The sequence below is a fragment of the Labilibaculum manganireducens genome (genome assembly GCF_963665805.2).
Taxonomy (GTDB): Bacteria; Bacteroidota; Bacteroidia; order Bacteroidales; family Marinifilaceae; genus Labilibaculum; species Labilibaculum manganireducens.
Genome location: NZ_CAXXEE010000003.1, coordinates 2,939,408 through 2,950,931 on the forward strand (window position 1 = coordinate 2,939,408; position 11,524 = coordinate 2,950,931).

Annotated in this window: 6 protein-coding genes; all 6 read right to left on the bottom strand. The window is 37.5% G+C overall.

Going from position 1 to position 11,524, the window contains the following annotated elements:
• Positions 1-4: 4 nt before the first annotated feature.
• Positions 5-1,204 carry an AGE family epimerase/isomerase gene (locus tag ACHZAX_RS11455; protein ID WP_320019212.1) on the bottom strand — a complete coding sequence of 400 codons (1,200 nt, stop codon included), beginning with the start codon at positions 1,202-1,204 and terminating at the stop codon, positions 5-7.
• 58 nt (positions 1,205-1,262) lie between these two features.
• Positions 1,263-2,684 (bottom strand): glycosyl hydrolase, encoded by a 1,422-nt coding sequence (locus tag ACHZAX_RS11460; protein ID WP_320019213.1) that lies wholly within the window; start codon positions 2,682-2,684, stop codon positions 1,263-1,265.
• Positions 2,685-2,780: 96 nt separating this feature from the next.
• A complete protein-coding gene (locus ACHZAX_RS11465) occupies positions 2,781-5,060 on the bottom strand; it encodes an IPT/TIG domain-containing protein (RefSeq protein WP_320019214.1) in 2,280 nt (759 codons plus the stop codon).
• 26 nt (positions 5,061-5,086) lie between these two features.
• On the bottom strand, positions 5,087-6,271 hold the full coding sequence (locus ACHZAX_RS11470) for a glycan-binding surface protein (RefSeq protein ID WP_180327154.1): 1,185 nt from the start codon (positions 6,269-6,271) through the stop codon (positions 5,087-5,089).
• A 248-nt stretch (positions 6,272-6,519) separates the two neighbouring features.
• Positions 6,520-8,241: a RagB/SusD family nutrient uptake outer membrane protein gene (locus ACHZAX_RS11475; protein WP_320019215.1), complete on the bottom strand. Its 1,722-nt coding sequence runs from the start codon at positions 8,239-8,241 to the stop codon at positions 6,520-6,522.
• 17 nt (positions 8,242-8,258) lie between these two features.
• A complete protein-coding gene (locus ACHZAX_RS11480; RefSeq protein ID WP_320019216.1) occupies positions 8,259-11,426 on the bottom strand; it encodes a SusC/RagA family TonB-linked outer membrane protein in 3,168 nt (1,055 codons plus the stop codon).
• Positions 11,427-11,524 lie beyond the last annotated feature (98 nt).

Sequence of the window (11,524 nt, forward strand, 5' to 3'; positions counted from 1 at the left end):
CTGATTATTCTTTTAGTCTGCTATAACTTTCAATTAGTGCTCTGGTATTATGGTACGGGCATTTCCAAAATCCTACTTTGCAATCACCGGCTACAGGTTTTCCTGATGCATCAACCCGCCAAAACCATTCTCCACCCTTACCATCTTTAATATTGGCTTTAACAAATGTCCATATTTGAATGGCTCTGTCTAAATACTTTTTATTTTCTGTTATTTTGTAAGTATCCACCAAGCCTATAATCGCCTCGGCTTGAACCCACCAGTGCTTATCTTTATCAATAACCCCATCAATTTTCTCGTAAAAAACACTGCCATCACGATCCATTCCGTCATGAATAACTTTATCGGTTACCTGAACGGCTATTGTTTCCATTTTCTCAATCCATTTCTCATCATGAATCACTCTTGCCGCATCACTAAGCAACCATGCTGATTCAATATCATGTCCAAATGATATTTCATTGGATTTTACTGTCCAATCCATATCAAAAAACAATTGAAACTGAAAAGTTTGTTGATTAAGAATCCGATCGTAAAATATCGACAACAAATCTTTAATACTGTTCTTCACTTCAGCATTATTCCAAACCCGATAAAGATTGGTATAGGGTTCAATAATATGAAGATTTGTATTCATTGACTTTGGCTCATTTGCATCTTTTTCACTCAAGCGCATATCATCCAACATCTGCCAGTCTCTGCCCAAAGCCTCAATATAACCACCAAATTCATTGTCTTTGTATTTATTTTCCAGCAAATGAAAAAGATTTATTGCCTGTTTAAGACTGTTTTCGTCATTGGAAGCTTTATAATATTCCGAAAAAGCATAAATACCAAATCCTTGCGCATAGGCTTGTTTTCTGTCATTCACAACCTCTCCTGCTGCATCAACAGCCCAAAACAAACCACCATTCTCATGATCCAAAAAACAGGCAAGAATATAATCAAAAGCCCGCTTGGCTATTTCAAGATATCTCTCATTTTTACTATGGTTATATGCGGATGAAAATGTCCATAAAATTCTTGTGTTTAGTACAACTCCCTTTGCAATCCCATTATTGACTTCACTGGTATTGGAAATCTCACTATAAAAACCACCATTATATTTATCAATTGTACTTTCTGCCCAATAATCAAGTATATCGAACCATTCTTGTTTAATCTCACATAGGAATTGCTCCAGTGAATTATTTTTTTCTCTCATCATCAATCTATTAATCCGTTTGGGGATTCACATTAAAATAAAACATCCTTTAAACATTCTACTTTAAATCAGGCATTTGATCTCGTGTAATCACATAAGTATTGCTAAAAGCATTCGTCCACCAAGCAGCATTGGCATGTTCATGATCGGTACCCGCAAAATCTGATTCATTTGTATCATTTGTTCTTTCGTAATCGTACCAAGGCATAAAATAAGACCATTTAGCTCCGGCATTCCATTGTTCAGAAACATCAGCCGTGTTGCCACATTCACTTAGAGTGATCATTTTAGTAGGATAAGTTTGCTGAATTGTATTGAATTCATCAGCAATAGAAGCCGCTTCAGCATTATTATAAATGTCTCTTCCCACAATATCAACATAGTTGTCACCAGGATAGAAGGCGTTGTCTTTTGTTTGTGTAGTCCACACCCATATCAAATTATTTAGTCCTTGAGCTTTAAAATAATCGAACATAAAAACCCAAAGTTCTTTGTAGGTATCTGCACCGTCAGTACCCCACCAAAACCAAGCTTCACCATTCGTATATTCATATGTATTACCTGCAGCTTCGTGCAATGGCCGCCAAATAACAGGGATGTTTTTAGCCTGAAGCAACTTTAAGTATCCAACTATTTCTTCTAAATCAGCTTTGGCAGCCGTATTTTCCCAGGTGCCATCTATTGTAACATTTGAAGCCTTAAAAGTTGTTTCTTCCGGTTTATAAGTATAATCTGCAGAACCTTGGTAGGTAGGAACAATCCAGTGCCATCCAGCACTTATGATCCCATTGTTGTTCCACCAATCCTCAACAACAGAAATGTCAGAATAATCAACCCAATCGGCAGGAGAATAAGGCAAATGAACGTAATCAAAAGTTGCAATTGCAGGATATTTCCCTGTATGCTGTTTCACCCATTCGGCCTCGTTGATGTTCCAGTTCACATTGGCCATTGCAGAGGAAATTATTTTTTCCCCATAGTTCTCCTTTAAAAAGGAATACAGATTTGTGGCTTCCGGGGAAGGATTATCAACAGCAAGCTTATTTGTAATATCTACAGCCTGGCCTGCAGCAGTTGTAAAACTTATTGAAATTTGGGCTGAATTTACTGCCCCGTTTACTACTTTTAAAGCCAAGGCATCAATGAGCAGGGTATATTCTGTTTCAGGCTGAAGAGTTGAAAAAGTTACCGTTAAAACATTTTCTTCAGCAGTTACAGTGCTTACAACATTATTATTTAAGTGAAATTTGGATTCTGAAACAACAATAAGGTTGCTTTCGAACACTAATTGCATAGCGGTTGTTTTTGTATCTACCTCTGCAGCTCCATCTGCAGGAATTGAACTTACCAAATGTGGAGGTTCAAGTACATCAGGCTCATCCGGGCTGCTTTCTGCACCGCACGAAAAAATAAAAAGTACAGATAAAGCAAGCAACATACTTTTCACTACTTGATTATATAAGAATCTTTTTTGCAGCATTATTGTTTATTTTAACCTTATTGCCAATTTTCTCTTTCGAGAAAAAGGCAATAAGGTTTATTGAAAAAATAAATTCAAAATTGTGTTATAATTTAATTATGACCTGATAGAAACCTCGGTCGCAGTATAATCATGGCCACTAATTATCAATCCTCCCGATTGTAATGATGTTAAAATATCAGCAGTAATGGTTAATTCAAAATCTCCCGTTATGTCGAAGTAATCCGTTCCGGCAGCTATTTCTGTCCATGAGCCATTTTTAAACGAACCTTGCGCCCCAGTCTGAACATCTGAGGATTTTACGTGAATTACATCGCCCACATTAGCAGAAGCAAAGAGATCTGCGGATAATTGAATATTCCCAGACCAATCACCAGGCATAACTTGTGAGCCTGTCCATATTGTTTCAGAAGCAGAAGCCTCGAAAGTAATAACAGTCACCTTAGAAATAACCAAATTTTGCCCTTGTATTGCTGCAGCGGTTTCAGACCATCCATCACTTGTATTTAATATCTGATCCAGAAATCCTTGTGTCAACTCCATCTCGTAAGATGTTTGTGCTTCATCAGTAAACTCAAGCATAGCCTGTTGTCCCCAATTCGCATCATTTATCTGCATTCGTCCGGGAGTACCTGAAACTGTAAAATAAAATTTCAATATCGAACCGGCTTTCACTCCATTAAAAGAAGGTTTGTAAAGACGAAATGCTCCACCAGCATCTTCATTTGCCCATGATCCTAAATCATGAGTCTCATTCATAATCACAGTTTCGATACTACTTACGCCAATTACCGAAATTGTATATGAAATACTTCCTGTTGCAGAAATCAAAGTTAACTCGGTTTTGCCACTAGCCTTACTTGGAATAAACACATACATATTGGTTCCTTCAACAAAAGAACTAGTTGTATTGCCATCCACTTTTACTTCTGTTAATGCACCACCATTTACTACATCAATTGAGAATACTTTACCCGAATTAATCTCTGTTTCGGAATCAGGTAGTACCGGAATGTAGCAATAATCAGGACTATTTACAGTTACAGAAGAAGTGTTAACGACAGCTCCATTAATCATTGTCAGGATCAGCTCACCCGTTGTGGCCTCCATAGGAACAGTAACAGTGATACTTGTGCTGGATTCGGGAGTTATATCAACCGTTAAATCATTCCCAAAAGTAACCGACTTCACCAAATCTAAATCAGTACCGGTAATCGTGATGTCGTTATTTGCATCAACCGGGTTTGGAGTCACATCTGCTGCGATTGGCTTTACCAACACAATAGCATCAGTTGAAGCACTTTTACCTGAAGCGGTATTAAGAACAACAACTCCGTCCATTGCATCATTCGGTATAACAACAGTAATACCGGTTCCATTATAGGTGAAATCTGTAATTGCAGTTCCTCCTGTAAACTGTACCGAAGTTGTTAAATCAAGGTCAGATCCGGTAATAAGCACTTCAAGTCCTGCTCTGTAACGACTTACTGCAGCAATAGTAAGTGCTGATGGAATAACTGTTGTTACGGATTCCGAACTAATTACTTCCACACCGGAATATGCCTTCAAGGTAATAGGTCCATCCTGAATATAAGCAGAGCTTACAATCTCTATTGAGGTTGAGCTAACGGATACAAAATCTTTAGCCACAACTGAAGAATCTCCGGAAAAAATTATTTCTGATACCAAATCAAGATTTGCTCCACTAATCATTACGTTTTCACCAGCCTTAACAAGCGTTGGCGAGAAACTCGTTAGAGTTGGCTGTGAAATGCTTAGTTCCAAATCTGAATAAAGTTGATTCTCGTGAATATCTTCCACGATGATTTTACCGGAAACAGCCTCTTTTGGGACTTTTACAACAATTTCTTTACGAGACTGTGACACAAAATCAGCTGAATCAACACTTGCATTTCCCTGAAAAACGACCTTTACAATATTATTAAGGTAATCACCACTAATTGTTACCTCTTCTCCTTCCCGAACAGCTGTTTCTACCGGCAAAATTGAAGTGATCGAATAAGGTTCTGTATACCCAATTCTTGATTTGGTTGTAATAGATCCTCCTTTATATTTTAAAGTTACAAAACCAGGTTCAGCCTCTTGCGGCACTGTAATGGTTATTTCAGAACTACTAACTACAGTGATATTGCTTACCTCGATATTATCCGGTAAAACTACAGAGGTAACTAAGTCCAGATCCTGTCCGATAAAATGAATATCACTACCACGTAAAACCGGGCTTGGACCAAACGAATACAGCTCAACACTTCCCCCATTATCATCGTCTTTGTCGCAGGAAACAACAAAGATGCCAGCCAATAGTGTAAAGCATATTAATGCTGTACGTAATCGATTATATATATTATTTTTCATAACTAAAATTCGTTTTTGTTCGATTTTTACTCTTTACTATTCACAAGGCGAACATTATCAATCCACATTTTCAACCCGAATTCGGTAGTTGATTCATTAACAGCTCCAAACCACATTATATTTAAATTCTGAAGTTCACCCAGACTTGTTATAGCACGATCTGCTTCTGATTCATCTTTGCTATATATAAAATCGGAAATTGGCATGACTACAGTAATCCAATCATCGGTAACATAATTCTCAGAAACGCCGTTATTGTTGTATGGTTTCCAGTGATATTGAGCATTGGAACCATCTACATTGTGGCTGCCGTCATTATCAAACCAAATTAACATTGGAGTATCATGCCACTCATGACAATAACATTCAAATTTCAACACATAATCACTTGCATCCCCCTCTGAAACAAGAGGCTGTGCATTAGGATTAATGTATAATAATTGAATTGCATTTGCAGGCCATGCCCAGGAACCAGTTGTTCCTTCAAAATTCACATAACTGCCCGAAATTCCATTTTCAGAGGCAAAATCAGATAATCCCCAACTATTCCATGCTGTTGGATTTTCTCCATCAATAAAAATATCAGCGTCATCTCTAAAAACAAAAGATGTGCGCTCTGTCCCATAATCATTTGTTACAGTAATGTAACCTTTCATCGTTCCGTTTGGCACGACAGCGGTAATATATTCGTCGGTAAACTCAAGCACTTCAGCCTGCAAATTACCTGGAAATAAAACTTTAATATCACCATTTGCGGTTGGGAAAAAGTATGAACCATAAATCGTAATTTCGGCAGCATCTTTTGCCCATTCGCAGCTTACTGATTTAATCTTTGGAGGAGTAATTTTAGTTGTGAAATTATAAACCAAACTTTTACCCGAAGAAGTATTTAATGTAATCGTATTTGTTACTTCATCAGGAATAGATCCAGGTACTGTAACAACTATTGAATGTGATGTTACAAAGTTTGGATTTAATTTAGCTTGTTGATCATTAAAATAAACCGATACAACACCTTGCAAATCCTTTCCTATTATTGCAATGGTTTGCCCCATTGAAGCACTTACAAGTAAAGAGTCCGAAGCCGCTGCATCGGTAGGGCGTACGTATTGAATGGAAGGTGTACCTCCATCACTATCATCATCATTACAGGCAGTAACACCAAGTATTACTACAAATAGTAATGATAATATTTTTAGTATGTTTTTCATATGATTATAATTTTAAACTTTTGCCATATGGAACTTTCCAAGCTGGAATAATCATCTACCTGTGTGTCAAAATTACTTGGCATGGACGTTTCATATGATTATAATTTGTTTTTGATTTGCCATATGGAACTTGCCATGCAGGAATAATCATCTTCCTGTTTGTCAAAATCGCTTTGGCATGGACGTTTCATATGTTTATTTTTTTCTTATCCTTAATGATAAGGAGTTTACTATAGTCACAATACATGCTATTCACTATAATAGTCAACAGCACCTTCAAGCAAGATAGGAGCTTTAGTAGTTACCTCTGCTGGTAAACTAATATACATTGAAGAACTATTGAAAACGATATTATTAACTCGTTCTCCATCCCATTCTCCATTGTCAGTAGTTTCCCATCCTATTATATAAGAGTTTCGATCGTTCTCCAGAACATATTTGTCTGCAGTAGATAATCCTTCCTGATCAATACTATTGTAATCGAATACATACAACTGATCTCTTTTCATGCTATTTAAATATTCTATAGCTGCAGTGTTGTTTCTATAGTAGTAACGTTTTATATCGTACCATGAATTGGCCTCAAAAGCAAATTCCTTACGACGCTCTTTAATCAAATCAATGTAAGTTAAAGGAGCAGAAACATTGTAACCGGCACCATGAGTATCCAATACCTTATTGATGTACCCAACAGCGGCTGCATCAGAGGTTGTTTCGCTTAAACCCATTGATGCTTCGGCATAAAGAAAGTAAACATCAGAAAGGCGTTGAACGTAGATATTGTTCCCTGCATCCTGATTTGTTCCAACCTGTCCTCCTGTATCAGCAGATTTTCCGATAACATACTTTTTAATGTGTGCCAACATCCCATTAGTGGATTCTACCTGCGTATCTAAATCTTCAGGATCGCGGTATGAGAATTGGTATGTATATCCGCCATTGGCCTTGTCCATATTCTCATAGTTATCTCCATAGGTCATATAAGTCCATTTACGGCGGGCATCATTAGGGTGTTCTTCAAAAAGTTCCTGAAGAGAAATGGTTGGGCCCTTACCTGCTCCCCATGTTTGGTCGGCAATACGAGATCCCCGGCTCCAATTCACATTTCGTGAATTCCCATCGCCATAATTTCCTACCATACATTGAATAGAAAAAAGAGATTCAGAACAGTTATTCGCTTCCACATCAAACATTGTAGAAAAGTTATCATACAAAGCAAGGTTCGAATCTTCAATCACCTGGCGGGCATATTCCTTGGCTAAGGTAAAGTATTCACTATTCCCTTCATAAGCTCCTCTTGTTACATAAACTTTTGCCAACATCCCTAAGGCCGACCATTTTGTTACGCGACCTTCTTCATCTGTTTTCGGAAGAATACCTGCCGCAAACTCCAGATCTTCACACATAAACCTATATAGGCTTGATTGTGTATGTTTATTTACATAAATATCAGCAACGTTTCCCGAAGTAATTAACTCTGTGGCATTTTCAATAATTGGCGCTTCCCCCCAGTTTTCAGCTATAAAATAATAAGCAACAGCTCTCATATAACGGGCTTCGCCAAGCGCTTTCTGTATTACGTCTTCTGAAACACCGTTTTCGCGTGCAGACGATGGCATATCATTTATAATCGAGTTAGAAAAAGAAACTACCCGATACAAACCTTCCCAACCAGTATTATTAAATTTATTACCAGCTCCTACTTTGTTATAATAAAACTGACCTTCGGCATCATAGGTATAATACAAATCACCTGCTAATTCGTCTCCGGCAAGCCACATAAACTGAGAATGAAAATCCCACCAAACACTACCATAAAGCGATGCGGTATTGGCCCGAACATTAGCTTCAGAAGTATAATAATTTTCTGCTACAAGCGAATCCTGTGGCACCACAGTCAGAAAATCATCACAACCACTCATTGTCATTACAACAATCAAAAAATATATGATTTTAAATAAATTCTTCATTTTCTTCATTTTTTAGTTTAAAATCCAACATTAATACCAAAAGTATAAGTACGAGGAGTTGGATAACGTCCCATATCAATATTTTGATACAATGCAGATTGGTTGTAAGCTCCAACTTCAGGGTCGTAACCAGAATAATTTGTCCACGTAAAGACATTTTGCACAGTTCCATAAATTTTAGCACTATTCAAACCCACCAACTTAAGAGCCGATTTTGGGATGCTGTATCCAAGTGTAATATTGGATATCCTTAAATAACTGCCATCTTCAATCCAACGATCACTCATTCTGGTGTTCCTGTTAAAATCGTTGGTTGACGGACGAGGAATATTTGCTTCCGGGTTTAAAAGATATGCATTACCAGAACCATCGGAACCAACCTGAGCACGATTAACAACAGCCTTTGACTGATTGTCCCAAATTGAGGTCATTCCCTCTGTTCTTACGCGTGAAAAATTTAAAACATCACCTCCATAAACACCGTTTATCCCAACGGCTAATTCAAAGTTTTTATAGCTGAAAGTATTAGTAAATCCGAATGTAAATTCAGGATTAGGATCTCCTATTACAGTTTGGTCGTTATCATCGATAACTCCATCAGAATTTAAATCCTGGAATTTGATATCACCTACATAAACACCTGTTTTCTGATTGTATAAATTCAGATCAGAATTTCCTGGATCTTCGACTTGAACAGGTGAGTTTAATATATCTTCTTCATTGGTAAATAAACGATCAGTTTTGTATCCATAATACACTCCCATCGGTTGACCAACCATAATAGCTGTTGCTGTTTGAAATTCACTCCACCAATCCAAATTTCCATAAAGTACCTGAGAATCATCATTCAAGGCAAGTACCTTATTTCTGTTTACTGAAACAACAACATCAGAAGTCCATTTAAAACTATCATTCGATATATTTACAGTATTTAAAGATATCTCAACACCTTGGTTTCGGGTCTCTCCAATATTAACATAAGGAGCTGCAATTCCTGAATATTCATCTTTATCCCCCAAATAGGAAGGAATTGAAACCTGCATCAATAGGTCTTTTGTTGATTTCCGATACATATCAACAGTTAGAGAAATTCTGTTTTGAATAATTCCCATGTCAATACCAGCATTGTATTGTTGAGATGCTTCCCATTTTAGTTTTGGATTGGATACATTGGCCAATCGGTAAGCTGTTCCCAAAGGAGTAGTCATAGTATGCATAGCAGAACCGTATTTATAGGTTCCAATATTGCTGTTACCTACCATACCGTAACCTAATCTTAATTTCAAGTTGCTGACTAATTCAAAATCCTTAAGAAATGATTCCTGCGAAACTCTCCATGCAACAGCAGCAGAAGGGAAATACCCCCATTTGTTATCTCCTCCAAACTTAGAAGATCCATCCGCACGCATTGTTGCAGTTAATAAGTATCTGTTGTCATAATTATAGTTAAGTCGACCAAACACAGAAGAACTGGTTGCTTCGTCTTTCCATCCATCATTAGACACAAAATCGCCGTCTTCTGTCATTACAAAAATATCATCCGTTGTAAAACCTTGTTTAATAAACTGAGTACCTTCCCATGCACTTTTAGACATCTCAACACCAGCCATGATATTAAAACCATGTTTTTCGAGCTTGAAATTGTAAGTGGCGTAATTTTTCCACAACCAGTAAACAGAGTTGTCTTCGCGCTGCATCATCTTATTCAGGTTGGATTCAATCAGACCGAAATCGTAGGTTGGAATAAAACTTTTATTTTTATTACTTGATATATCATAACCAAACTCACTTCGGATGTTCAGATTTTTCACCGGATCGATTGACAAATACACATTCCCCATTGCACGATTTCGAGCCAATGTATTGTTTTGCATTTTGGCTAACCAAACCGGATTGTACTGAGAGGCGCCGTTAATATCACCAGGACCAGCCCAAGTACCATCAAAGTTGAATACAGGTACCGATGGCTGCATGGTTAAAGCCTGCATAATTACACCATCGGTACCATCCTGACGCGTTATTGTTTCATCGGTATGTGTAACGGCAAGAGACGCGCCCATTTTAAGCCATTTACGAACCTCTCCATCAACATTAAGACGTGAATTATATCGTTCAAAACCAGAACCAAATATGATACCATCCTGATTCATATATCCAACACTGGCGGCAAGTTTGAATTTTTCTGATCCTGCGGTTAATGATAACTGATGCGATTGCAATGGTGCAGTTCTAAAAATTGCATCCTGCCAATCTGTACCTTCGCCCAAAATAGAGGGATCTTTGTATGCCTCATCAACCGGTTGTTGTATAAATTCCCCAAGTTCAACCTGATATTGTGCATAATCTCTCAGATTCATCATATCAATCGTTTTGGCAACTTTTTGAAATGCCATATAGCCTTCGTAGCTAATCTTTGCCTCACCGGATTGCCCCCTTCGGGTTTGAATAATTACAACACCATTGGCTCCTGCAGCACCATATATTGCTGTTGCTGATGCATCTTTTAAAACATCCATGGATACGATATCTGATGGCGAAATAGTAGATAAAGGATTCACCTTTGTTTGTCCACCAGTTCCACCAGCCCAAGCAAAACCACCAATTTCTGATCCTTCACCGCTAAATGGAATACCATCAATAACATAAAGTGGTTCGTTGGAATTGTTGATTGATGAAGCCCCACGTATTCGAATAGATGCAGCTCCACCAGGAGCTCCGGAGTTTTGAGTAACCTGAACACCAGCCAGTCTTCCTTTAAGCATTTGGTCGGCATTCGAAATGGTCATTCCCTTAAGCTCGTCTGTTTTTACAGAACTAACAGCTCCTGTCAAATCACTTTTTTTCATCTTACCATACCCAACCACTACGACTTCATCCAAACCTTCTGTTTCAACTTCCATTTTCACATTCAACGAAGTAAGTTTAGATGCATCGATAATTTTGTCTTTAAAACCAATAAACGAAAATACAAGAACTGTTTTTCCCTCTGGAATAGAGAAACTATAATTTCCGTCAACATCGCTGATTGTACCTTGTGTAGTACCTTTAATTACGATGGAAACTCCCGGTAATGGGAGCATTTGATCATCTGTTATTGTCCCGGTTATTGTTTTATTTTGTCCGTAAGCCAATTGCTGTGAACAAAACAAAAAAACAATAACCAAGATTTGTAGACTCTTGTTCATAAAATATAGATTTAAATTTAAATGGTTAAATTTATTTACACATTACACTCTGTAATTGTATTTTACTCATCATTATTTAACAGTTACAAAAACAATAT

What these genes read in the sequence shown, in the direction of transcription:
- ACHZAX_RS11460 (WP_320019213.1), bottom strand. Translation starts at nt 2,684, where the DNA reads ATGCTGCAAAAAAGATTCTTATATAATCAAGTAGTGAAAAGTATGTTG.
- ACHZAX_RS11465 (WP_320019214.1), bottom strand. Translation starts at nt 5,060, where the DNA reads ATGAAAAATAATATATATAATCGATTACGTACAGCATTAATATGCTTT.
- ACHZAX_RS11475 (WP_320019215.1), bottom strand. Translation starts at nt 8,241, where the DNA reads ATGAAGAATTTATTTAAAATCATATATTTTTTGATTGTTGTAATGACA.
- ACHZAX_RS11480 (WP_320019216.1), bottom strand. Translation starts at nt 11,426, where the DNA reads ATGAACAAGAGTCTACAAATCTTGGTTATTGTTTTTTTGTTTTGTTCA.
- ACHZAX_RS11470 (WP_180327154.1), bottom strand. Translation starts at nt 6,271, where the DNA reads ATGAAAAACATACTAAAAATATTATCATTACTATTTGTAGTAATACTT.
- ACHZAX_RS11455 (WP_320019212.1), bottom strand. Translation starts at nt 1,204, where the DNA reads ATGAGAGAAAAAAATAATTCACTGGAGCAATTCCTATGTGAGATTAAA.